This is a genomic window from Streptomyces sp. NPDC020731 (assembly GCF_044334705.1).
Taxonomy (GTDB): Bacteria; Actinomycetota; Actinomycetes; order Streptomycetales; family Streptomycetaceae; genus Streptomyces.
In genome coordinates, this window is record NZ_JBIRTN010000008.1 from 1 (window position 1) to 22,416 (window position 22,416).

Here is a 22,416-nt window from a genome sequence, read left to right on the forward strand (position 1 = left end):
TGACTTTTGGCACGCTGTTGAGTTCTCAAGGAACGGACGCTTCCTTCGTACTCACCCTCTCGGGCTTTCCTCCGGGCGCTTCCCTTCGGTCTTGCTTTTCCGACTCTATCAGATCTTTCCGACCCGATTTCCTCGGCGCTTTCCGGGTTCCCGCTTTCGCGTTTCCCTTTCCGGCGGTTCCGACTCTATCAGATCCTTTCGGTCCTGATTCCCGGTCAGAGCGGGTTGTCTTCCCGGCCGTTGGGCCGTTCCGACGAGTGAGACTTTAGCGGATTCCCGGCCCCCGACCTAATCGGGGTCCTGCTCCCTTTCGGGTGCGGATTCCTCATTTCGCGAATACGCATACCAAGGACGTGACAGCAGACAGACTACTGTCTCGAACAGTGGTGGTGCTTGCGGAATGGCTGTCCGGGGACCGACCGGAGTCGGCGCTCACGTCGGACAACTCGGAGAACAGTACGGATGCGGCCGGGTCGTGTCAACCCGCTGCCCCGTCCCGCCCCCGGGACGTACTCTGGTCCGTATGACCACGCGTACGTACAGCCAGTTCTGGTGGGCCGCCTGACGGCGGCCGCCCTCTACGTATGCATTCAACGGCCGCCGCCTCGGCGGCCGTTTTCGTTTCTCCCTCCAGGACTCCGAGGGGCGGCCGGCCGGGGACGGCGGTCTCGGACCGGAGACGGAGAAGAGAAGAGATGACACGGGTCTTCAGTGGGATCAAGCCGACCGGGCACCTGACGCTGGGGAACTACCTGGGAGCCATGCGGCAGTGGGCCGCGGTCGACCAGCACCAGGCGGACGCGCTGTTCTGCGTCGTCGATCTGCACGCGCTGACCGTGCACCACGATCCCGCGCGGGTGCGCAGGCTGAGCCGGCAGGCGGCGACGTTGCTGCTGGCGGCCGGGCTGGACCCCGCGCTGTGCACGGTGTTCGTGCAGAGCCACGTGGACGAGCACGCGCGGCTGTCGTATCTGCTGGAGTGCGTGGCCACGGACGGTGAGATGCGGCGGATGATCCAGTACAAGGAGAAGGCCGCGCGGGAGCAGCGGCGGGGTGGGAGCGTGCGGCTGTCGCTGCTGACGTATCCGGTGCTGATGGCGGCCGACATCCTGGCGTACGGGACGGACGAGGTGCCGGTCGGGCACGACCAGACGCAGCACGTGGAGCTGGCGCGGGATCTCGCGGTGCGGTTCAACCAGCGGTACGGGCACACGTTCGTGGTGCCGCGGGCGACGAATCCGTCGGTGGCGGCGCGGGTGATGAATCTGCAGGACCCGATGTCGAAGATGGGCAAGAGCGACGACACCGGGCCGGGGATCGTCTATCTGCTGGACGAGCCGGACGTGGCGCGGAAGAAGGTCATGCGTGCGGTGACCGACAGCGGGCGGGAGGTCGTGTACGACAGGGAGTCTCGGCCGGGGGTGGCGAATCTGCTGGAGATTCTCGCCGCGTGTTCGGATGGGAACCCGGAGGCGTTGGCCGGTGTATATGAGTCGTACGGGGATCTGAAGAGGGACACCGCGGAGGCGGTGGTCGAGGTCTTGAGGCCCGTGCAGGAGAGGCACAAGGAGTTGTGCGCGGATCCTGGCTATGTGGAGGGGGTGCTGCGGGATGGTGCGGAGCGGGCGCGGGGCATGGCTCGACCGACCGTGGATTCCGCTTATAGGGCGATCGGTTTGCTGCCGGCGAGCTCCGACACCGGGGCACCCGTGCTGAACGCGGCCCGGTAGGCGCGGGGGCTGGTGGCGAGGCGCGATGCGAAGTGCTGGCGCATCGTGACCTCGCTGCCGAAGCCCGCGCGGCGGGCGACCTCGGGCATGGGGAGGTCGGTGCGTTCGAGGAGGCGCTGGGCCGCGGCGATGCGCTGGTCCGGGCGGCACGATCGTGTACATGGACATCACGCAGAACGCAGCACTGGTGGTCGTGGACGTGCAGAAGGGCTTCGGGGAGGCCGACTTCTGGGGAACGCGCAACAACCCGGCGGCGGACGACAACATCGCCGCCCTCATCGACGTATGGCAGTCGACCGGTCGGCCGGTCGTCTTCGTGCGGCACGACTCGGCCAAGCCCGGGTCGCCGTTGCGGACCGGGTACGAGGGCAATGGGTTCAAGGAGTACGTGGAGCGGCGGCGGGGGAAGGGGAGCGGGGCCGAGCTGCTGGTCACCAAGAGTGTGAACTCGGCGTTCCTCGGGACGCCGGACCTGGGGGCCTGGCTCCGGGAGGCGGGGATCTCGCAGGTCGTGCTGGCCGGGATCCAGACGAACATGTGCGTCGAGACGACGGCGCGGATGGGCGGGAACCTCGGGTACGAGGTCGTGGTCGCGTTCGACGCGACGTACACCTTCGGCCTGGAGGGGCCCTTCGGCTGGCGACGGAGCGCGGACGAACTGGCGCGTGCGTCGGCCGTGTCGCTGCACGGGGGTGGGTTCGCGGCGGTGGTGACGACGGGGGACGTCCTGACCGCCGCGAAGTGAGTCCCCGTGCGGGGACTCACTTCGGTCGTCAGTCCTTGGTGCCGCTCGCGAGTTCGCGGCTGCGGTCGCGGGCCGCTTCGAGGGCGGCGATGAGGGCGGCTCGTACGCCGTGGTTCTCGAGTTCGCGGATGGCGTTGATGGTGGTGCCGGCGGGGGACGTGACGTTCTCGCGGAGCTTGACCGGGTGTTCGCCGCTGTCGCGGAGCATCGTCGCGGCACCGATCGCGGACTGGACGATCAGGTCGTGGGCCTTGTCGCGGGGCAGACCGAGCAGGATGCCGGCGTCGGTCATGGCTTCGACCAGGTAGAAGAAGTACGCCGGGCCGGAGCCGGAGAGGGCGGTGCAGGCGTCCTGCTGGGACTCGGGGACGCGGAGGGTCTTGCCGACGGCGCCGAAGATCTCCTCGGCGTGGGCGAGGTGGTCGGCGGTGGCGTGGCTTCCGGCGGAGATGACCGACATGGCCTCGTCGACGAGGGCGGGGGTGTTGGTCATGACGCGGACGACCGGGGTGCCGGTGGCGAGGCGGTCCTCGAAGAAGGCGGTGGGGATGCCGGCGGCGCCGCTGATGATCAGGCGGTCGGCGGGGACGTGGGGGGCGAGCTCGTCGAGGAGGGTGCCCATGTCCTGCGGTTTGACCGTGAGGATCAGGGTGTCGGCGGTCTTGGCGGCTTCCTGGTTGGAGACCGGGGTGACTCCGTAGCGGGTGCGGAGTTCGTCGGCTCGCTCCTGGCGGCGGGCGGTGACGAGGAGGTCGGTGGGGGCCCAGCCGGCGCGGATCACTCCGCTGAGCAGGGCTTCGCCGATCTTGCCGGTGCCGAGGACTGCGACTTTCTGGGTCATGGCTGTTGGTGCCCTTCGGGGGTGGGTCGTCCCTCGTCATCCTCGCATCCCGGGGGCGGGGTGGGGCGGGGCGTCCAGTGGGCGGAATGTCGGCGGTGGGTGGCTGTCGAGGGTTTTTCGCCCCCGCCGCCCTTTCCCGCCCCGTCCCTGGGGGCTGCGCCCCCGGACCCCCATCGGCCCCGAACGGGTCTCGTCCTCGAACGCCGGACGGGCTGGTTCATGCCGTCCGGCGTTTCAAGGTGGCCGCGCCCAAGGTCAGGACCAGCAGCGCGCAGCCCGCGACGATCGCGGTGTCGCGGACGAAGGCCGGCGTCATGTCGGGGTGCTTCAGGACCTCGTTCATGCCGTCGACGGCGTAGGACATGGGGAGGACGTTCGAGAGGGCCTCCAAGGCCGGGTGCATGGTGTCGCGTGGGGCGAAGAGGCCGCAGAGGAGGAGCTGGGGGAAGATCACCGCCGGCATGAACTGGACCGCCTGGAACTCGGAGGCCGCGAAGGCCGAGACGAAGAGGCCGAGGGCGGTGCCGAGGAGTGCGTCCAGCAGGGCGATCAGCAGGAGCAGCCAGGGGCTGCCGGTGACGTCGAGGCCGAGGACCCAGACGGCGAGGCCCGTGGCGAGGGCGGACTGGATGATCGCGAGGATGCCGAAGGCGAGGGCGTAGCCGGCGATGAGGTCGCCCTTGCCGAGAGGCATGGCGAGGAGACGTTCGAGGGTGCCGGAGGTGCGTTCGCGCAGGGTGGCGATCGAGGTGACCAGGAACATCGTGATCAGCGGGAAGATCCCGAGGAGTGACGCGCCGATGTTGTCGAAGGTGCGCGCGCTGCCGTCGAAGACGTAGCGGAGCAGGAACAGCATCACGCAGGGGACGAGGACCATCAGTGCGATCGTGCGCGGGTCGTGGCGGAGCTGGCGCAGGACCCGGGCGGCGGTGGCGGTGGTGCGGGCGGCGTCGAGGGCGCGCGGCGGGGCGGGGGTGATCGTGCTCATCGGGTCGTCTCCTTCGTACGGCCTGCCGCGGTCGCCTCGTCGACCAGGTGGAGGAAGGCCGCCTCGACGGTGTCGGAGCCGGTGCGGGCGCGCAGGGCGTCGGGGGTGTCTCCCCCAGCCTCCGGCCGGGAGGTGCCCCCGGCGAGGATCTCGCCCGCGCGCATGAGCAGGAGGCGGTGGCAGCGCTCGGCCTCGTCCATGACGTGGGAGGAGATCAGCAGGGTGACGCCGCGTTCGGTGGCGAGGGTGTGGAAGAGCTGCCACAGGTCACGGCGCAGGACAGGATCGAGGCCGACGGTGGGTTCGTCGAGGACCAGGAGTTCGGGGGCGCCGAGGAGGGCCACGGCGAGGGAGACGCGGCTGCGCTGGCCGCCGGAGAGGTTGCCGGCGAGGGCGTCGGCGTGGGTGGTGAGGTCGACGTCGGCGATCGCGCGGGTGACGTTCTCGCGGCGGCGGTCGGCGGCTGCGCGGCCGGGGTCGAGGATCGCGGCGAAGTAATCGAGGTTCTGGCGGACGGTCAGGTCGTCGTAGACCGAGGGCGCCTGGGTGACGTAGCCGATGCGGGTGCGCAGGGTGGGGTGGCCGGCGGGGCTGCCGAGGACGTCCAGGGTACCGGTGACCTTGGCCTGAGTGCCGACGACGGCCCGCATCAGGGTCGACTTGCCGCAGCCGGAGGGGCCGAGGAGGCCGGTGATCCGACCGCGCGGGATCGTGAAGTCGAGGTCGCGCAGGACGGTGCGGGGGCCTCGGACGACGGTGAGGTCCTGGGCGTGGACGGCCGGTTCCCCCGGTGGCCGGGAGGAGTAATTCATCACGTGATGAATACTCCTCCCGGGTCGCGGGCGGCGTCAAGCCGTCGGAGACGGGGGTGTTTTCGCGAGGAGCAGGATGACGTCGTAGGTCTCCTCGACGGTGCCGTCCGGGAAGGCGGCGGTGAGGTGCTCGCGCTGCTCGGCGAGGAAGGCGGCGGCGCGTTCGCCGTCGACGAGGAGGACCGAGTGGCTGGCGAGGTTGGCCAGGTGGGTGTCGATCGGGACGCGGCGGCTCCAGCGGATCTCCCGGTGGGTGAAGTGCAGGAGGCCGGTGGGGTCGGCGGCGCGGGCGTTGGTGTCGCGCCGCTCGGCGGCGAGGTTCACGCCGAAGTGACGCGCGGTGCGTTCGGCTTCCTCGGCGATCCAGGGAACGTCGAGCGCGTCGGTGTTCCACCACAGGGCGAGTGCGCCGCCCGGCCGCAGGACCCGTACCGCCTCCGGAACGGCGCGGGCGGGGTCGGTCCAGTGCCAGGCCTGGGCGCAGGTGAGGAGGTCGGCGCGGTGGTCGGCGAGGGGAAGGGCGTTGCCGTCGCCCCGGACGACCGGCACGTCGGGGAGGGTGCGGCGGAACTCGGCCGCCATGCCGTCACCGGGCTCGACGGCGATCACGTGGGCGCCGCGCGCGTGCAGGCGGGCGGTCGCCATGCCCGTACCGGCGCCGACGTCCACGACCCGGGAACCGGCGAGGGGGCGGCCGGTCAGCTCCTCGATCGCGTCGAAGAGGGCGGGCGGGTAGGAGGGGCGGTTGGCGGCGTACCGGGCGGCGGCCGCGTTGAAGGAGTGGGCTCGGGTGGCGTGAGTGGTCCGGTCGGCTCTGGGTGTCGTCATACGGCCATGGTGGCCGGGCGGCTCTGACACGCGGGGGTTTTCGGGGCGGGCGGTCGTCGGGGGCGTCCCGGCGGGCAGCCACCGGAGCCGGCCGCCCGGGCCTGCGGCGCGGCGGGCGGTCGTCGGGGCCGCCGCGCAGGCGCTAGCGGCGGCGGCGCTTCTTCGACGGGTTGTCGGTGCGGCGGGTGGTGCGCTTCTCGTAGTCCGCTCGGGCCTTGTCGTACTCGGCGCGGTGGAGCTTCTCGCCCGGGGCCTCGGTGAAGGTGCGGAAGAAGTAGGCGAGGAGGGAGCCGACGAAGCCGATGGCCAGCAGGCCGCGCAGGGAGGCCTGGCGGTCGGGGTCGGGGCGGGTGGTGAAGGCGGACCAGGTGTGGCGGAAGGCGAGCGAGCTGCAGATCGCGAACATCACGACCATGAGCAGCGAGACGAAGCTGCCGACGTCGGCGATCCGGAGGCCGTCGTAGGCGATGCGCAGGACGAAGCAGGCGGCGGCAGCGGCGGCGAGGGAGCCGACGGCGACGCCGAGGCGGCGGGCGGTGTAGCCGCCGGAGTGGTCGACCCAGGTCGTGCCGAAGAAGCGGATGGGCTCGGGCCGGGGGCCGGCGGGGGTGCCGTTCGTGTCGTTCTCTGCTGCGCTCACGGGTCGATTGTGTCCCCTCTCCCGGGTGAACGCGGATCCCCCTCCCCGCCGGGCCCCCGCCACCGCTCGTGCGCCCGTGCCCCGCGGCTCCGGACGAGGCCCCAGGGCACGGGCGTACGGCGTCGGCTCAGCGGATCTCTTCGACGGCGTACCCGACGAACATCCCCCAGGCGTTCCGGCCGACGGCCAGCCCGGGGCGGGCGACATCCTTGGAGTCCCTCACACGGACCGTGTGGGAGGAGGCGGCCACCTCGACGCACTGGCCACCCTCACCGCTGCTGTAGGTGCTCTTGACCCACGTCAGTTCCGTTGCGCCCTTCACAGTTCTCCCAACAGCTCCTCGACGAAGGCCATGGACTCCCCCGGAGTGAGAGCCTGGGTCCGGATGATTCCATCGCTCGTCTCCGGTGCGGGCGCGAGCGCGGCACTCCTGGTGGTGCTCTTCGGTTCCTTCCTGGACCTCCTCGACGCGCCGATCGTCACCGTCGCGGCCCCGGCGATCGCCCGGGACCTGGGGGCCGGCACTGCTCAGATCCAGTGGATGATCGCCGCCTACGTCCTGGCGCTGGGCGCGGGCCTGATCACCGGCGGGCGGCTCGGTGACCAGTACGGCCGCAAGCGCCTGTTCATGACCGGGCTGGGCGGGTTCATGCTCACCTCCGCGCTCTGCGCGCTGGCCGCCGGTCCGGGAGTGCTCATCGGTATGCGCGCCGTGCAGGGACTGGCCGCGGGGATCATGGTCCCGCAGGTGTTCGGGATCATCCGGGCCTCGTTCGCTCCCGGCGAGCGTGCCAAGGCGTTCGGCGCCTACGGGGCCGTCCAGGGTCTCGCGTCGGTCGCGGGGCCGCTGTTGGGCGGGCTGCTCGTCGATGCCGACCTGTTCGGACTGGGGTGGCGCACGATCTTCTGGATCAACGTGCCCGTCTCGGTCCTGGCGCTCGTCCTCGGCGCGAAGGTCCTGCCGGAGTCCCGCTCCGCCTCGACCGCGCGGCTGGACCTCCGGGGCGCGCTGCTCGCGGCCTCGGGCGTCCTGCTCCTGCTGTTGCCGGTCATCCAGACCGAGACCTGGGGATGGAGCACGGCCGGTTACGCCCTCCTCGCCGCCGGGATCGTCGTGCTGGCGCTCTTCCTCGTCCACGAGCGCCGTCTGACCGGACGCGGGGGCGAGCCCGTCTTCGATCCGGCTCTGCTCCGCATCCGCGCCTTCGCGATCGGCCTGGGCGCGTCCGTGCTCTTCTTCGGCGGCCTCGGGGCGTTCTTCCTCACGCTGTCGGTCTACCTCCAGGCGGGCACCGGCCGCACCGCGTGGGAGACAGGCCTGGTGATCCTGCCTTACGCGTTCGGCTCGATCGTCACCTCAGGGCTCGGAGTCGCTCTCGCCGCCAAGGCCGGAAGAGCGTTGCTGATCACCGGCTCACTCACCATCGCCGCGTCCCAGTCGGTCCTGTGGACGGTCGTCAGGGACGGCGACGATCCCGGCTACTGGTCGCTCGCCCTCGCCCTTCTCCTCGGCGGCCTGGGTCTCGGCCTTGCCGCCCCCGTTCTCGTCGGCGTCGTCCTCGCCGGCGTCCCCGGACGCAACGCGGGCGCTGCGGGCGGTGTGCTCTCCACCGTCAACCAGATCGGCTCCGCCATCGGCATCGCTGTTCTGGGCACGGTCTTCTTCACCGCCGTCACCGAGTCGGCGACCGGCGCGCCGGGCCTGGCCGACTACGGTCACGCGCTCGGCGTCGTCCTCGTCGTCTCCGCGGTGCTCCACGTCGTGGCGGCCCTGGTGATGCTCGCGCTCCCCAGGGCCGCGGCCGGGGACGCCGACCGGTGAGCCCGTGCCGGACTCCCTCCGCCGGCGCCTTGCCGGCGGAGGGGCGTCACTAGCAGCGGGAAGCCACGTACCCGTCGCTGCCGGTGCGGATGTACGCGTCGGAGACGTACTGGCCGCCGGCGATGTTGTCCCAGATGTTCGAGGTGCCGTACGGGCCTGATACCCAGGTGCCCGGCGTCTGGCAGTTGATCGCGACCCTGGCGCCCTCGGACAGGACCCGTACGACCGAATAGTCGGTGCCGGGACCGCTGCGCACGTTCAGCTGGTAGCCCGGCGCCACCGGGTAGGAGCTCGCGGCCGCGGCCACTGTGGTGACGACCTCCGCGGTCGCCTTCTCGTCCCCGTCCGCGATGTCCTGGGTCCGGTCGACAGACATGGAAAAACCTCCCCCGTTGCACCCCACGACTGTCGTGGGGCCACGTTGATTCCCTTGGAACACGTAACGAAACACCAGTTCGTGACTCGTACGCGGAGGCGGGCAAGCCGCCTCGGTCCCGTACGCGCCATCGACTAGGCTCCGAACGTCGCGCGCGCGAACGAACAGCACGGGGGTGGTTCCATGGCGCCGCAGCGGAACGCCGGAGCGGGCGCGGAAGCGGAACTTCCGGAGTACGCCGGTCACTACCGTCTGGAGTCCTGTCTGGGCTCGGGTGGCATGGGTGTCGTGCATCTGGCCCGCGGCACCTCCGGGATGCGGGTCGCGGTGAAGGTCGTACACGCCCGATACGCCATGGACCCCGAGTTCAGAGGGCGGTTCCGGCAGGAGGTGGCCGCGGCGCGGCGGGTGAGCGGGGCTTTCACCGCGCCGGTCGTCGACGCCGATCCGGAGGGCGTGCGGCCCTGGATGGCCACCCTGTACATCCCCGGTCCGACGCTCTCCGAGCAGGTGAAGCGGAACGGGCCCATGGACCCGGACCAGGCACGTCGGCTGATGGCCGGACTCGCGGAGGCGCTGCGCGACATCCACCGCGTCGGAGTCGTGCACCGGGATCTGAAGCCCAGCAACGTGCTGCTCGCCGAGGACGGACCGAAGGTCATCGACTTCGGCATCTCCCGGCCGAAGGACAGCGAACTGCGCACCGAGACGGGGAAGCTGATCGGTACGCCGCCGTTCATGGCGCCCGAGCAGTTCCGGCGGCCCCGGGAGGTGGGCCCCGCGGCCGACGTGTTCGCGCTCGGGTCGCTCATGGTGCACGCGGCGACGGGGCGTGGTCCGTTCGACTCCGACAGCCCGTACGTCGTCGCCTACCAGGTCGTGCACGACGAACCCGATCTGACCGGCGTACCGGAGTCGCTCGCGCCGCTGGTGCTGCGGTGTCTCGCCAAGGAGCCCGACGGCCGGCCCACGCCGGACGAGCTGATGCGGGAGCTGCGGTCGGTGTCGGCGGCGTACGACACGCAGGTGTTCGTACCGGCGCCGCGGACGCCCGAAGCACGGGAGGAGGCCGCGCCGGAGCCCTTGGTGGACGCACCCGAGGAGCGGCCCGCGCGGCGCCTCGGCAGGCGGACGGTTCTGGTTGCCGGGGTGCTCTGCCTCGCCGTGCTCGGTGGGCTCACGGCGGTTCAGGTGTTCGGCGGCACGGAACCGGCGCGGGAGACCACGGCCGCACAGAGCGTGCCGGGCGGCTTCGGCGTGTGGGAGGCGGTGCCCGCCTCGGAGGGTGGCGGCATGCCCCAGTGCTCGTACGGGGCGGAGAAGCTGCTGTGTGCGCGGCCCGGCCTGGTCTTCGCCCTCGATCCGGCCGACGGCCGCACACTGTGGCGGCACGACGTCGCGGGGACGACGCGGAGCGAACCGCCGGTCGTGTCGGGCGGCCTCGTCCAGCCCTCCCTCGACCGGATCGGTGCTATGGAGGCGCTCGCCCCCGCCACGGGCAAGCCGGTGTGGCAGGAGGACACGCCCGAGTACGACGGAGTGCGGGCGGTCGGCGACATGCTCCTGCTGACCCGCTCCGACGGGACGGTCACGGGCGTGGACAGCGCCTCGGGCGAGACCAGGTGGTCCCACCGGATCCCGGGGCAGGCCGTGCCGTACTTCTCCTCGTTCGCCGGGGAGACGGAGGAGCAGGGGGAGCAGTCGGCGTACGCGACGAGTCCGTCCGGGGACGGGAGCAGGACCCGGGTCACCGCGGTGGATCCGGCGACGGGGGACGTGCGGTGGGACGCCGAGCTGGAGGGGGCGCTGACGCCCGTGGGGGCGGCGGACGGGGCCGTGTACCTCCTCGCCGACGGCGCCGTCTACGGGGACGCGAAGGCCGTGCTCCGCTACACGCCCGGCACCGGGGCCACCCGCCGGGTGACGCTGCCCGTGCCGGTCGCGCAGGCGGAGGCCGGCGTGCACGGGGACACCGTGTACCTCATGGGCGCGGGCGGTTCGCTGGTGGCCGTCGACATGGCGGCGGGGAAGCAGCGGTGGCGGCTGGAGACGGGCGTGAGCCGGGGCTCGGTGCCCGTCTCCGACGGACGGCACGTGTACGTCACCGCTCCCGACGGGCGGCTGCTGGGCGTCGACGCCCGCGAGGGGAAGCTCCTCGGGCAGACCCGGCCGCGGCTCGGCGCCGACTCCGACCGGGTCCCCGCCTCGCTGCCCGTGCCCGTGCCCGCGGGCGGCCACGTCTACGCCGGCGCGCCCGACGGGACCGTGTTCGGGGTGACGGGGCGGGACCCGGCCGACTGGTGACCCCGCCGGGCGGTCAGCCCAGCTTGCTGACGTCCCGCACCGCGCCCTTGTCCGCGCTGGTGGCCATCGCCGCGTACGCCTTCAGGGCGGCGGAGACCTTGCGGTCGCGGCTCTTCGGGGCGTACCGGCCGTTCAGGGCCTGCTCGCGACGGGTCAGCTCGGCCTCGTCGACCAGGAGGTCGATCGAGCGGTTCGGGATGTCGACGCGGATGCGGTCGCCGTCCTCGACCAGGGCGATGGTGCCGCCCGAGGCCGCCTCCGGGGAGGCGTGGCCGATGGACAGGCCGGACGTGCCGCCGGAGAAGCGGCCGTCGGTGATCAGGGCACAGGCCTTTCCGAGGCCGCGGCCCTTCAGGTACGAGGTCGGGTAGAGCATCTCCTGCATGCCGGGGCCGCCCTTGGGGCCCTCGTAGCGGATGACGACGACGTCGCCCTCCTTGACCTGCTGGGTGAGGATCTTCTCGACGGCCTCCTCCTGCGACTCGCAGACGACCGCCGGGCCCTCGAAGGTCCAGATCGACTCGTCGACGCCGGCCGTCTTCACCACGCAGCCGTCCACGGCGAGGTTGCCGCGCAGCACCGCGAGGCCGCCGTCCTTGGAGTAGGCGTGCTCGGCGGAGCGGATGCAGCCGCCCTCGGCGTCCTCGTCCAGGGAGTCCCAGCGCTCGGACTGGGAGAAGGCCTCCGCGGAGCGGACGCAGCCGGGGGCCGCGTGCCACAGCTCGACGGCCTCCTGCGAGGGGGAGCCGCCGCGCACGTCCCAGGTCTTGAGCCAGTCGGCCAGCGACGGACTGTGGACGGAGTGGACGTCCTCGTTGAGCAGGCCCGCGCGGTGCAGCTCGCCGAGGAGGGCGGGGATGCCTCCCGCGCGGTGCACGTCCTCCATGTAGTACGTGCGGTCCTTGGCGACGTTGGGCGCGACCTTGGCCAGGCAGGGGACGCGGCGCGAGAGGGCGTCCATCTCGGTGAGGCCGAAGGGGACCTCGCCCTCCTGGGCGGCGGCCAGCAGGTGCAGGATCGTGTTGGTGGAGCCGCCCATCGCGATGTCGAGGGCCATGGCGTTCTCGAAGGCCGCGGGGGTGGCGATGCTGCGGGGCAGGACCGAGTCGTCGTCCTGCTCGTAGTAGCGGCGGGTCAGGTCCATCACCGTGTGCGCGGCGTTCTCGTAGAGCGCCTTGCGGGCGGTGTGGGTGGCCAGGACCGAGCCGTTGCCGGGGAGGGAGAGGCCGATGGCCTCGGTCAGGCAGTTCATCGAGTTGGCGGTGAACATGCCGGAACAGGAGCCGCAGGTGGGGCAGGCGTTCTCCTCGATCCGGAGGATGTCCGCGTCGGAGATCTTGTCGTTGACCGCCTCCGACATCGCGTCGACCAGGTCCAGCGTGCGGACGGTGCCGTCGACCAGGGTGGCGCGGCCGGACTCCATCGGGCCGCCGGAGACGAAGACCGTGGGGATGTTCAGCCGCAGGGCCGCGTTGAGCATGCCCGGGGTGATCTTGTCGCAGTTGGAGATGCAGATCAGGGCGTCCGCGCGGTGCGCCTCGACCATGTACTCCACGCTGTCCGCGATCAGGTCGCGGGAGGGCAGGGAGTAGAGCATGCCGCCGTGGCCCATCGCGATGCCGTCGTCGACGGCGATGGTGTTGAACTCGCGCGGGATGCCGCCGGCCGCGGTCACCGCCTCGCTGACGATCCGGCCGACCGGGGCGAGGTGGGTGTGGCCGGGGACGAACTCCGTGAAACTGTTGGCGACCGCGATGATCGGCTTGCGGCCGATGTCCGCACCGGGTACACCGGAGGCACGCATAAGGGCGCGGGCGCCCGCCATATTGCGGCCGTGGGTGACTGTGCGGGACCTCAGCTCGGGCATCGTCGCTCGCTCCTTCGGAGAGTCATGACTGTCGTCGAGCGTACGCCGGTCATCCAGGGAGCGGGACAGGGTGTCCGGAATGCGGGACGAATGTCTCAGCGCCCGGTGAGATGTCCCTGCACGACCGGTGCCACCCGGCCGATGATCTGCTCGGCGTCCGCCGAGGCCAGCGGCTCCACCTTGATCACGTACCGGATCATCGCGACGCCGACCAGCTGGGCGGCGGCGAGTTCGGCGCGCAGCTCCGCGTCCGGGACGTCGAGCTGTCCGGCGATCCGGCGCAGCAGCTGGCTGGCGATCAGACGGCGGAAGACACCGGCCGCGATCTCGTTGTTCACGGCGGAGCGGACGATCGCGAGCAGCGGGGCCCGGGTGACCGGGCTCTCCCAGAGTCCGATGATCATCCGTGTCATCCGTTCGCCCACCTCGTCGAGCGGTCCGTCGAGAACCGTGTCCCGCGCGGTGAGCACCGGCGCGAAGGCGACCTCCACGGCGGCTTCGAACACCTGCTCCTTGGTGCCGAAGTAGTGGTGCACCAGCGCGGAGTCGACCCCGGCCGACTTGGCGATGCCCCGGACGGATGTCTTCTCGAATCCGCGTTCGGAGAACTCCGCGCGGGCCGCGTCGAGGATGCGGTCCCGGGTGCCGGCCGATTCCGTACGAGAGGGACGGCCGCGGCGCCGAGCGGTGCCGTTGCTCCGCGCGGAGGCGGCGGCATCGGAAGCGGCCGAGGCGGCTGAGGCGTCCGGGCCGTCGCTCGCGGTGCGGCCGGTCATCGCCGCGGCACCTCGATCGCGGAGGCGGCGGAGGACAGATGCCGGCGGGTGAACGCCAGCGCCTCGGCCAGGTCGGCCTCGCGCTCCGCGCTCGACATGGCCCGGCGGGTGTTGACCTCGATGACGACATGGCCGTCGAAGCCGCTCGACGCGAGGCCCTCCAGCACCTCGGCGCAGGGCTGGTCGCCGCGGCCGGGCACCAGGTGCTCGTCCTTGGCGGAGCCCCGGCCGTCGGCGAGGTGGACGTGGCCGAGACGGTCGCCCATGCGGTCGATCATCTGCAGGGTGTCGGTGCGGGCGGTCGAGGCGTGGCTGAGGTCGATCGTGAAGTGGCGGTAGTCCTCTTTGGTGACGTCCCAGTCGGGGGCGTACGCGAGCATCTCGCGGTCGCGGTAGCGCCAGGGGTACATGTTCTCCACGGCGAACCGCACGTCCGTCTCGCCGGCCATCCGCCAGACGCCCTCCACGAAGTCGCGGGCGTACTGCCGCTGCCAGCGGAAGGGGGGATGGACGACGACCGTGCCGGCGCCGAGCTTCTCGGCGGCGGCCCGGGCCCGCTGGAGCTTGGTCCAGGGGTCGGTGGACCACACGCGCTGCGTGATGAGCAGGCAGGGCGCGTGGACGGCCAGGACGGGGATGCGGTGGTAGTCGCTGAGTCTGCGCAGGGCCTCGATGTCCTGGCTGACCGGATCGGTCCACACCATCACCTCGACGCCGTCGTACCCGAGGCGCGCGGCGATCTCGAAGGCCGTCGCCGTCGACTCCGGGTAGACGGAGGCCGTCGACAGGGCGACCTTCGCATCCGGGATGCGGACTACGTCCCTTGGTTCTGCCACGAGCCTCAGGTTACGGGGTGGGGTCGGGTGGGTGCGGGGTGCCCGCTCGCCGTTGTGGCGTTTGCCATAGGCGGAGGGCCGCTACCCCTGGCCCATGTGATCCAGTCTGCGGAGGATCACACCCTCCCGCAGGGCCCAGGGGCAGATCTCCAGGCGTTCCACGCCGAACAGGTCCATGGCACCCTCCGCGACCAGGGCCCCGGCGACCAGCTGGCCCGCGCGGGCCTCGGAGACGCCGGGCAGTTCGGCGCGCTCGGCGGCGGTCATGGCGGCGAGCCTGGGCACCCAGCCCTCCAGGGACTCCCGCTTCAGCTCGCGCTGGACGTAGAGGCCCTCGGCGGAGCCGGGGGCGCCGGCGATACGGGCGAGCTGCTTGAAGGTCTTGGAGGTGGCCACCACGTGGTCGGGCGCGCCGAAGCGGCTGAACTCCCCGACCGTGCGGGCTATCTCGGTGCGGACATGACGGCGCAGCGCGCGTACGCCGTCCGGCCCGGGCGGGTCACCGGGCAGCCGGGCGGCGGTGAGGCGGCCGGCGCCGAGCGGCAGGGACGCCGTGGCGTCGGGCTCCTCGTCCATGCCGTAGGCGATCTCCAGGGAGCCGCCGCCGATGTCGATGACGAGCAGCTTCCCGGCCGACCAGCCGAACCAGCGGCGGGCGGCGAGGAAGGTGAGCCGGGCCTCCTCGTCGCCGCTGAGCACCTGCAGCTCGACCCCGGTCTCCTCGCGCACGCGCGTGAGCACGTCGTCGGCGTTGTACGCGTCGCGCACCGCGGAGGTCGCGAACGGCAGCAGTTCCTCGACGCCCTTGTCCTCGGCGGCCCGGAGCGCGTCGTGGACGACCGAGACCAGCCTGTCGACCCCGTCGGGGCCGACGGCCCCGTTGTCGTCGAGGAGTTGGGCGAGGCGCAGTTCGACCTTGTGCGAGTGCGCGGGCAGCGGGCGCGCGCCGGGGTGCGCGTCCACCACCAGCAGATGCACCGTGTTCGAACCCACGTCGAGGACACCGAGTCTCATGTACGGAACGCTACTGCCCGCCGCACGGTGTGATGCCCCTTCTGCGGTGGCCGAGCCGGTCCCGGCGGGCGGCGTGGGCGACTTACCCTGGACGGGTGCCAAAGACGAAAAAGGCGAAGACCGAAAAGCCGGACAAGAAGGCCAAGAAGGACAAGAAGGCCGGGTCGGCCGAGGGTTCTTCGCGGGTGACAGCGCCGCGGGCGCCGGTGGGCGACGAGAAGGGACTCGACTTCGCCCGCGCGTGGGTGGAGTTCCCTGATCCGGCGGACGAGGAACAGGTCTTCCGCTGCGATCTGACGTGGCTGACCTCTCGCTGGAACTGCATCTTCGGCAGCGGCTGCGAGGGCATCCAGGCGGGCCGCGCGGAGGACGGCTGCTGCACCCTGGGCGCCCACTTCTCGGACGAGGACGACGAGAAGCGGGTCGCCGGGCATGTGGCGAGGCTCACTCCGGACATCTGGCAGCACCACGCGGAGGGCACGAGGAACGGCTGGGTCTCGGAGGACGAGGACGGCGACCGTCAGACCCGTCCGTTCCAGGGCTCGTGCATCTTCCAGAACCGGCCCGGCTTCGCGGGCGGCATGGGCTGCTCGCTGCACATCCTCGCCCTGAAGGAGGGCCGGGAGCCGCTGGAGACCAAGCCGGACGTGTGCTGGCAGCTGCCCGTCCGGCGGACCTACGAGTGGATCGACCGGCCCGACGACACGCGCGTGCTGCAGGTGTCGATCGGTGAGTACGACCGCCGGGGCTGGGGCCCCGGCGGCCACGACCTGCACTGGTGGTGCACCTCGGCCACCTCGGCGCACGGCGCCGGGGACCCGGTGTACGTCTCCTACCGCGCGGAGCTGACCGAGCTGATGGGCAAGGCGGGCTACGACCGTCTGGTCGAGCTGTGCGAGGAACGGCTGGCCTCCCGGCTGCCCCTGCTGGCCCCGCATCCGGCGGACCCCGTCTGACGCCCCGGGTCCTGTCGTCGAATTCCCGCCGTCCGTCCGCCCGCCCGGAGGGCGGGCGCTGCGATGCCGGGTGCGTGCCCCCGGCGTGCCGGGCCCCGGTCCTCGTACCGGGCGTACCCGGGTCGGGGCCCACTGCGGCGAGAGGGCGTGCACGGCGTCGCGGGGCAGGTGGGAGTGTGACGACAGGGCCTAGGAGGACGTGACCGGGCCCGGGGCTCCCCCGTCGGCGGGCGGCGCGTCCTCGGGGCCGGTCGGCACCGGTCCGGAGGGGGTCGGGCCGGTGGGGGTCGGGCCGCCCGTCGTGGGGTCCGGGCCGGGTGAGGACGGCGGGTCGCTCGGCGTGGGCTGCGGGGGCGCCGGTGTCGTGGGCGTCGGCTCCGGTCCGGGCGACGACGGAGGCGGGCCGCTCGGCGCACCGGGGTGCGCGGTGCCCGGGCCGCCGGGGTGGCCGGAGGGCGAGCCGCCGCCCGGGGCCGAGGGGACGGGACCGTGACCGTCGATGGTCACGACGGAACCGGCGGGCGAGATCGCCACGGTCGCGCTCCAGTGGCCGGACGGCTCGCGCAGCTGGTCGACGTACACCCTGACCGTCACCGACTCTCCGGGCGCGAGCGTTCCCGACGACCGGCTCGGATAGAGCCAGGACGCTCCCGTCGACACGGACCAGCGGACCGGTCCGGCACCCTTCGCGGTCAGGGTGATCAGCGTGGTGTCGCCGCTGTGGTCGGCCGTGACGCCCAACGCGCCGGCGGCCTTGTGCCCGGCTCCGGCGACGCTCACGACCTCCACGGACACGTCCGGCTCACCGTTCCCGCCGAACCCGGTTCCGGGCCGTGTGCTCGTGTTGCCGGTGTTCTCGTAGCCGCCCGCTCCCTCGCCGTCGAGGTCGAGGGGACCGCCGTCCTCCCGCGCGGAGGCCGAGCGGCCGTCCTGGGCCTCGCCCACGGGGGTGCTCCGGTAGGCGGCCCACAGGGCGAGCACCGGCGCGGCGACGACGGTGGCGACGACCGTCGTCGTGACGGCACGCGCGCGCAGCCGGTCCCGCCGGGCGACGCGGTCCTTGGGGTCCATCGGGAAGCCGCGCCGGTCGAAGCGGGGAGCGGCGCCGCGCGTGCGTGGCCGGTGCGCCATGGCGGCGTGCAGGGCCGCTCCGGGTGCCGGGAGGACGGGCAGCGCGTCCGGTGTGAGGCTGGTGCCGGGCCAGCGGCCGGGAACGGCCCGCTCGGCGGTACGGCGGCAGCGCGGGCAGTCGTCGACGTGCCGGACGAGCTCCCGGCGCAGGGCCGCGCTGAGCACGAGCCGCCGGTCGCCGGTGAGGTGCGCCACCCCCGGGCAGGCACCGGTCTCGACGACGGCGAGCGCCGCGCGGGTGCGTTCCACCTCGCAGGCCGCGGCGGCGAGCAGCGCACGCGCGGCGGCCGGCTGCATGCCGAGCACGGCGGCGACCTCGTGGGCGGCGAGGTGGTGGCGTACGGCGAGTTCGAGCGCCTCGCGCTGCTCGGGCGCGGTGCCGGCGGCCTCCGGCCAGGCCAGCTCGGCCAGTTCGCGGCGGCGCTGCTCCTGGACGTCCTCGGAGACGGCCGGGACGGGGGCTTTCCCGGCCGCCCGCCGCCGGCCGGCGCGGCCCACGGAGTGGGTGGCCCGACGTTTCCGCCCGGCCTCGGCCAGCTCGCGCAGACACGCCCAGCGGGCCAGGGCGTACAGCCAGGCCCTGCGGCTCCCGAGCTCGTCGGGGACGTGCCGGACGCGGCGTTCCGCGAGCACGAGGGCGTCGGCCAGGGCGGCGGTCGCCGCGTCGTGGTCGCACAGCACGGACAGGCAGTAGGTGAACAGGCCGTCCAGATGGGACTCGTACCGGGTGGCCGGCCGCTGGGCCAGCGTGCGCGCGGCCCCGCGGTCGCGCACTTCCCGGTGCGTCCGGTGTGCTCCGGTCGTGCGGGTCGAGGTCTCCGGGCCGCTGCTCGTCATCCGGCGACCGTAGGCGGCCCGGGGCGGCGCCTTCCGGCGCCCTGCGCACTTTTAATCCGTACGGGTGAAACGATCCCTCTATAGGGGACAGGAACCTTTCACCGGCCTGTGAGCTGCCCTCTCCCCCGGGGCCGCCGCCCAGGGCCCGCTCCGGCCCGCACGGCCCCGTCCTCGAGTGCCGGGCCGGCTGGACGCGCCCGGCCCCGTGCGACAGACCGGGGTGCGGCGGTCCCGTTGTCAGTGCGTGCCGTTACCTTTTCCGCATGGCTGCCCGTACCAAGACGTCCAAGGACCGACCGTCCTACCGCTGCACCGAGTGCGGCTGGCAGACGGCCAAGTGGCTCGGCCGCTGCCCCGAGTGCCAGGCCTGGGGGACGATCGAGGAGTACGGCACGCCCGCGGTCCGTACGACGGCGCCCGGCCGGGTCACCACCTCCGCCCTGCCCATCGGCCAGGTCGACGGCCGCCAGGCCACCGCCCGTTCCACCGGCGTGCCCGAGCTGGACCGGGTGCTCGGCGGCGGCCTTGTGCCCGGCGCGGTGGTGCTGGTCGCGGGTGAGCCGGGTGTGGGCAAGTCCACGCTGCTGCTGGACGTGGCGGCCAAGGCGGCGAGCGACGAGCACCGCACGCTGTACGTCACCGGGGAGGAGTCGGCGAGCCAGGTCCGGCTGCGTGCCGACCGCATCCACGCCATCGACGACCACCTGTATCTCGCCGCCGAGACGGATCTGTCCGCCGTGCTCGGCCACTTGGACGCGGTGAAGCCGTCCCTGCTGATCATGGACTCGGTGCAGACGGTGGCATCCCCCGAGATCGACGGCGCCCCGGGCGGCATGGCCCAGGTCCGCGAGGTGGCCGGCGCGCTGATCCGGGCCTCCAAGGAGCGCGGGATGTCCACGCTCCTCGTGGGCCATGTCACCAAGGACGGCGCGATCGCCGGGCCGCGCCTGCTGGAGCACCTGGTGGACGTCGTCCTGCACTTCGAGGGCGACCGGCACGCGCGCCTGCGCCTGGTGCGCGGCGTCAAGAACCGTTACGGCACGACGGACGAGGTCGGCTGCTTCGAGCTGCACGACGAGGGCATCACGGGCCTCGCGGACCCCAGCGGACTTTTCCTGACCCGCCGTGCCGAACCGGTCCCAGGGACCTGTCTGACCGTCACCCTGGAGGGCCGCCGCCCCCTGGTCGCCGAAGTGCAGGCGCTCACGGTCGACTCGCAGATCCCCTCGCCCCGGCGCACCACGTCCGGCCTGGAGACCTCACGCGTGTCGATGATGCTGGCGGTGCTGGAACAGCGCGGCCGGATCACCGCCTTGGGCAAAAGGGACATCTACTCCGCGACGGTGGGCGGGGTGAAGCTCTCGGAACCGGCCGCGGATCTGGCCGTCGCGCTGGCGCTGGCGTCGGCGGCGAGCGACACCCCCCTGCCGAAGAACCTGGTCGCGATCGGCGAGGTCGGCCTGGCAGGCGAGGTGAGGCGGGTCACGGGCGTCCAGCGCAGGCTCGCCGAGGCGCACCGTCTGGGCTTCACGCACGCCCTGGTGCCGAGCGATCCGGGCAAGGTCCCGCCGGGCATGAAGGTGCTGGAAGTGGCGGACATGGGAGACGCCCTGCGGGTCCTTCCGCGCTCCCGTCGGCGAGAGGCCCCACGGGAGACGGAGGACCGCCGGTAGACTTTGCCCAGGTCTCGCCCGTCCGTACGAACCGAGTGTGCGAAACGACGGTGCCCCAGAACCTGCGACCGGAGGAGTGCAGTGGCAGCCAACGACCGGGCAGCAGCTCCCGGAAAGTCCGGTGGGAGTGCCGGTTCCGATGGCCTGATGCGCGCCTCGCTGAGCGCCGTGGCACCCGGCACCGCCCTGCGTGACGGCCTGGAGCGCGTACTCCGCGGCAACACCGGCGGGCTCATCGTGCTCGGTTTCGACAAGACCGTCGAGACGCTGTGCAGCGGCGGCTTCGTGCTGGACGTCGAGTTCACCGCGACCCGGCTGCGTGAGCTGTGCAAGCTGGACGGCGGCATCGTGCTCTCGTCCGACCTGTCCAAGATCCTGCGGGCGGGCGTCCAGCTGGTGCCGGACCCGAACATCCCCACCGAGGAGACCGGCACCCGGCACCGCACCGCCGACCGCGTCTCCAAGCAGGTCGGCTTCCCGGTCGTCTCCGTCTCCCAGTCGATGCGCCTGATCGCGTTGTACGTCGACGGCCACCGCCGGGTCCTGGAGGACTCGGCGGCGATCCTGTCCCGCGCCAACCAGGCGCTGGCCACCCTGGAGCGCTACAAGCTCCGCCTCGACGAGGTCGCCGGCACGCTGTCGGCGCTGGAGATCGAGGACCTGGTGACCGTCCGGGACGTCTCGGCGGTCGCGCAGCGGCTGGAGATGGTGCGCCGCATCGCCACCGAAATCGCCGAATACGTGGTCGAACTGGGCACCGACGGCCGTCTCCTCGCCCTTCAGCTGGACGAGTTGATCGCGGGCGTGGAGCCGGAGCGTGAACTGGTCGTGCGGGACTACGTGCCCGAGCCCACCGCCAAGCGCTCCCGCACGGTCGACGAGGCGCTGCACGAGCTGAACGTGCTCACGCACGCGGAGCTGCTGGAGCTGCCGACGGTGGCCCGTGCGCTGGGTTACACCGGCTCGCCCGAGACGCTGGACTCGGCGGTGTCCCCGCGCGGGTTCCGGCTGCTGGCCAAGGTGCCGCGGCTGCCGGGGGCGATCATCGACCGGCTGGTGGAGCACTTCGGAGGGCTGCAGAAGCTGCTCGCCGCCAGCGTGGACGATCTGCAGACGGTGGACGGGGTCGGCGAGGCGCGGGCGCGGAGCGTGCGCGAGGGTCTGTCGCGGTTGGCGGAGAGCTCGATCCTCGAGCGGTACGTCTAGCGCGTGGCTGCGGACCGGGGGCGGGTTCGCTCACCCGCGCTTGCGGGGTGCCTCCCCCGGAGGGGGTACCCCCAGCCCACCCGTGCCGCCCGGGGGCACCTCCCAGGCTCTTGAGGCACCGGGGAGGCACGACTTGCCCGCAGTTACGGCTAGTCCGCCTTCAGTACGAACGACGTCCGCACCTTCTCGAATCCCGGTGCCTTCGCCTCCACCAGGTAGGTGCCCGCACCGGCCGCACCGGCCTTCGGCGTCGCGCACTCCGGCGCACTCGCCCTGCGGTCCCACTTCACGGTGTAGGTGATGCTGTCCTCCGCCGGCACCCGGAACACCAGGCTCCGCGCCCCCTTCGGACAGTCGTCCGACGCCCAGTAAGCGTCGTCGCCACTCGCCGGAGTGATCGTCAACACCGCGTTGTCCGGCCCGAGATCGACCTTGCAGTCGCCACCGGAGATGTTCCGCGCGGTGAGCAGGAACGTGGGCGTCCGTCCCGGCTCGTAGGCGTTGTGGGAGCTGCGCAGACTGAACTTCACCGCGTTCGCCGTGCAGTTGGGCAACGAGGACCCCGATCCTGCCGGCAACGCGTCACCCGCGCCGACCCCCGCCGACGTACCGCCCTCGGAACCACCGCCCGCGCTGCCCCCGGTACCGCCGCCCGATCCCCCGGCGCCGCCGGAGTCCGCGGGATCACCGTTGGCCCCGTCGTCACCGGACCCGGACGACGAGCCACCGGACCCACCGGAGCCGTCGGAACCGCCGTCCCCCGACTCGTCGCGGCCGCCCGGCGCCTGACTGATCGCCGGTCCCGAACCCGACGGTCCCGGAGTGATGGAGGGCGCGGGATTCTTGCCGTTGGCCCCGTTGTCGCGGTCGCTGCCACCCCCGCCGCCGGAGACGACGATCCAGGTGGTCAACAACGCCAACAAGGCCAGCACGGACAGCAGTACGGCCCTCCGACGCCAGTAGATGGTGGAGGGAAGCGGCCCGACCGGATTGCGCAGAGATCCCACGGCGCAAACTGTACGAGAGATCGGCGC

20 protein-coding genes and 1 pseudogene are annotated in these 22,416 nt (G+C 72.3%); 7 read left to right on the plus strand and 14 right to left on the minus strand.

Translation table 11 applies throughout. From position 1 onward, the window contains the following. Positions 1–695 precede the first annotated feature (695 nt). On the plus strand, positions 696–1,730 hold the full coding sequence (trpS, locus tag ACH4VX_RS13840; protein ID WP_398367611.1) for a tryptophan--tRNA ligase: 1,035 nt from the start codon (positions 696–698) through the stop codon (positions 1,728–1,730). On the opposite strand, the pseudogene ACH4VX_RS13845 reads toward trpS, so the two are convergent. Further along, positions 1,661–1,870, minus strand: a pseudogene (locus tag ACH4VX_RS13845) (helix-turn-helix domain-containing protein); the annotation flags it as partial. The gene trpS and the pseudogene ACH4VX_RS13845 overlap by 70 nt on opposite strands. Positions 1,871–1,890: 20 nt before the next feature. On the opposite strand from ACH4VX_RS13845, the gene ACH4VX_RS13850 reads away from it, so the two are divergent. Continuing rightward, positions 1,891–2,475 (plus strand): cysteine hydrolase family protein, encoded by a 585-nt coding sequence (locus ACH4VX_RS13850; RefSeq protein WP_398367612.1) that lies wholly within the window; start codon positions 1,891–1,893, stop codon positions 2,473–2,475. 28 nt (positions 2,476–2,503) lie between these two features. On the opposite strand, the gene proC is transcribed toward ACH4VX_RS13850, so the two are convergent. The 6 genes from proC to ACH4VX_RS13880 form a co-directional block, all read right to left on the minus strand. Then, positions 2,504–3,316, minus strand: coding sequence for a pyrroline-5-carboxylate reductase (gene proC / locus ACH4VX_RS13855; RefSeq protein WP_398367613.1), 813 nt, complete (start codon positions 3,314–3,316; stop codon positions 2,504–2,506). Positions 3,317–3,533: 217 nt separating this feature from the next. After that, complete coding sequence (locus ACH4VX_RS13860; protein ID WP_398367614.1) at positions 3,534–4,304, minus strand: ABC transporter permease; 771 nt, start codon at positions 4,302–4,304, stop codon at positions 3,534–3,536. Next, the gene (locus tag ACH4VX_RS13865) at positions 4,301–5,119 is read right to left on the minus strand and encodes an ABC transporter ATP-binding protein (protein WP_398367615.1); all 819 of its coding nucleotides are present in this window, start codon (positions 5,117–5,119) and stop codon (positions 4,301–4,303) included. The genes ACH4VX_RS13860 and ACH4VX_RS13865 overlap by 4 nt, the downstream gene beginning before the upstream one ends. Positions 5,120–5,152: 33 nt before the next feature. Next, a complete protein-coding gene (locus ACH4VX_RS13870) occupies positions 5,153–5,944 on the minus strand; it encodes a class I SAM-dependent methyltransferase (protein WP_398367616.1) in 792 nt (263 codons plus the stop codon). A gap of 142 nt (positions 5,945–6,086) precedes the next feature. Continuing rightward, positions 6,087–6,584 carry an EamA/RhaT family transporter gene (locus ACH4VX_RS13875; RefSeq protein ID WP_398367617.1) on the minus strand — a complete coding sequence of 166 codons (498 nt, stop codon included), beginning with the start codon at positions 6,582–6,584 and terminating at the stop codon, positions 6,087–6,089. A gap of 127 nt (positions 6,585–6,711) precedes the next feature. After that, positions 6,712–6,906 carry a DUF397 domain-containing protein gene (locus ACH4VX_RS13880; protein WP_398367618.1) on the minus strand — a complete coding sequence of 65 codons (195 nt, stop codon included), beginning with the start codon at positions 6,904–6,906 and terminating at the stop codon, positions 6,712–6,714. 63 nt (positions 6,907–6,969) lie between these two features. Here ACH4VX_RS13880 and ACH4VX_RS13885 point away from each other — a divergent pair, with 63 nt between their 5' ends. Continuing rightward, the gene (locus ACH4VX_RS13885; RefSeq protein WP_398367619.1) at positions 6,970–8,406 is read left to right on the plus strand and encodes an MFS transporter; all 1,437 of its coding nucleotides are present in this window, start codon (positions 6,970–6,972) and stop codon (positions 8,404–8,406) included. A 49-nt stretch (positions 8,407–8,455) separates the two neighbouring features. Here ACH4VX_RS13885 and ACH4VX_RS13890 read toward each other — a convergent pair whose 3' ends face one another. Then, on the minus strand, positions 8,456–8,782 hold the full coding sequence (locus tag ACH4VX_RS13890; RefSeq protein ID WP_398367620.1) for an SH3 domain-containing protein: 327 nt from the start codon (positions 8,780–8,782) through the stop codon (positions 8,456–8,458). A gap of 183 nt (positions 8,783–8,965) precedes the next feature. Here ACH4VX_RS13890 and ACH4VX_RS13895 point away from each other — a divergent pair, with 183 nt between their 5' ends. After that, positions 8,966–11,086, plus strand: coding sequence for a serine/threonine-protein kinase (locus ACH4VX_RS13895; protein ID WP_398367621.1), 2,121 nt, complete (start codon positions 8,966–8,968; stop codon positions 11,084–11,086). A 13-nt stretch (positions 11,087–11,099) separates the two neighbouring features. Here the strand turns inward: ACH4VX_RS13895 and ilvD are convergent, their stop codons facing one another. The 4 genes from ilvD to ACH4VX_RS13915 all read right to left on the minus strand — a co-directional run bounded on the left by ilvD (position 11,100) and on the right by ACH4VX_RS13915 (position 15,579). Next, positions 11,100–12,953, minus strand: a complete 1,854-nt coding sequence (gene ilvD / locus ACH4VX_RS13900) for a dihydroxy-acid dehydratase (protein ID WP_398367622.1) — start codon at positions 12,951–12,953, stop codon at positions 11,100–11,102. 95 nt (positions 12,954–13,048) lie between these two features. Further along, complete coding sequence (locus ACH4VX_RS13905) at positions 13,049–13,729, minus strand: TetR family transcriptional regulator (protein WP_398367623.1); 681 nt, start codon at positions 13,727–13,729, stop codon at positions 13,049–13,051. Beyond that, positions 13,726–14,565 (minus strand): sugar phosphate isomerase/epimerase family protein, encoded by an 840-nt coding sequence (locus tag ACH4VX_RS13910; RefSeq protein ID WP_398367624.1) that lies wholly within the window; start codon positions 14,563–14,565, stop codon positions 13,726–13,728. Before ACH4VX_RS13910 ends, ACH4VX_RS13905 begins: the two co-directional genes overlap by 4 nt. Positions 14,566–14,646: 81 nt before the next feature. After that, positions 14,647–15,579, minus strand: a complete 933-nt coding sequence (locus ACH4VX_RS13915) for a Ppx/GppA family phosphatase (protein ID WP_398367625.1) — start codon at positions 15,577–15,579, stop codon at positions 14,647–14,649. A gap of 95 nt (positions 15,580–15,674) precedes the next feature. Between ACH4VX_RS13915 and ACH4VX_RS13920 the strand changes: the two genes are divergently transcribed. Next, on the plus strand, positions 15,675–16,535 hold the full coding sequence (locus ACH4VX_RS13920) for a hypothetical protein (RefSeq protein WP_398367626.1): 861 nt from the start codon (positions 15,675–15,677) through the stop codon (positions 16,533–16,535). A gap of 189 nt (positions 16,536–16,724) precedes the next feature. Here the strand turns inward: ACH4VX_RS13920 and ACH4VX_RS13925 are convergent, their stop codons facing one another. Then, positions 16,725–18,503 (minus strand): hypothetical protein, encoded by a 1,779-nt coding sequence (locus ACH4VX_RS13925; protein ID WP_398367627.1) that lies wholly within the window; start codon positions 18,501–18,503, stop codon positions 16,725–16,727. A gap of 263 nt (positions 18,504–18,766) precedes the next feature. Here ACH4VX_RS13925 and radA point away from each other — a divergent pair, with 263 nt between their 5' ends. Both radA and disA read left to right on the plus strand, forming a co-directional pair. Beyond that, positions 18,767–20,176, plus strand: coding sequence for a DNA repair protein RadA (radA, locus tag ACH4VX_RS13930; protein ID WP_398367628.1), 1,410 nt, complete (start codon positions 18,767–18,769; stop codon positions 20,174–20,176). Positions 20,177–20,257: 81 nt separating this feature from the next. Then, complete coding sequence (disA, locus tag ACH4VX_RS13935; protein WP_398367629.1) at positions 20,258–21,382, plus strand: DNA integrity scanning diadenylate cyclase DisA; 1,125 nt, start codon at positions 20,258–20,260, stop codon at positions 21,380–21,382. Positions 21,383–21,531: 149 nt separating this feature from the next. Here the strand turns inward: disA and ACH4VX_RS13940 are convergent, their stop codons facing one another. Beyond that, complete coding sequence (locus ACH4VX_RS13940; protein ID WP_398367630.1) at positions 21,532–22,389, minus strand: hypothetical protein; 858 nt, start codon at positions 22,387–22,389, stop codon at positions 21,532–21,534. Positions 22,390–22,416: the final 27 nt, after the last annotated feature.

Coding starts and splice junctions, on each gene's coding strand:
- ACH4VX_RS13925 (WP_398367627.1), bottom strand. CDS start 18,503: ATGACGAGCAGCGGCCCGGAGACCTCGACCCGCACGACCGGAGCACAC.
- ACH4VX_RS13860 (WP_398367614.1), bottom strand. CDS start 4,304: ATGAGCACGATCACCCCCGCCCCGCCGCGCGCCCTCGACGCCGCCCGC.
- ACH4VX_RS13885 (WP_398367619.1), top strand. CDS start 6,970: ATGATTCCATCGCTCGTCTCCGGTGCGGGCGCGAGCGCGGCACTCCTG.
- trpS (WP_398367611.1), top strand. CDS start 696: ATGACACGGGTCTTCAGTGGGATCAAGCCGACCGGGCACCTGACGCTG.
- ACH4VX_RS13890 (WP_398367620.1), bottom strand. CDS start 8,782: ATGTCTGTCGACCGGACCCAGGACATCGCGGACGGGGACGAGAAGGCG.
- ACH4VX_RS13905 (WP_398367623.1), bottom strand. CDS start 13,729: ATGACCGGCCGCACCGCGAGCGACGGCCCGGACGCCTCAGCCGCCTCG.
- ACH4VX_RS13850 (WP_398367612.1), top strand. CDS start 1,891: ATGGACATCACGCAGAACGCAGCACTGGTGGTCGTGGACGTGCAGAAG.
- proC (WP_398367613.1), bottom strand. CDS start 3,316: ATGACCCAGAAAGTCGCAGTCCTCGGCACCGGCAAGATCGGCGAAGCC.
- ACH4VX_RS13895 (WP_398367621.1), top strand. CDS start 8,966: ATGGCGCCGCAGCGGAACGCCGGAGCGGGCGCGGAAGCGGAACTTCCG.
- ilvD (WP_398367622.1), bottom strand. CDS start 12,953: ATGCCCGAGCTGAGGTCCCGCACAGTCACCCACGGCCGCAATATGGCG.
- ACH4VX_RS13915 (WP_398367625.1), bottom strand. CDS start 15,579: ATGAGACTCGGTGTCCTCGACGTGGGTTCGAACACGGTGCATCTGCTG.
- ACH4VX_RS13870 (WP_398367616.1), bottom strand. CDS start 5,944: ATGACGACACCCAGAGCCGACCGGACCACTCACGCCACCCGAGCCCAC.
- radA (WP_398367628.1), top strand. CDS start 18,767: ATGGCTGCCCGTACCAAGACGTCCAAGGACCGACCGTCCTACCGCTGC.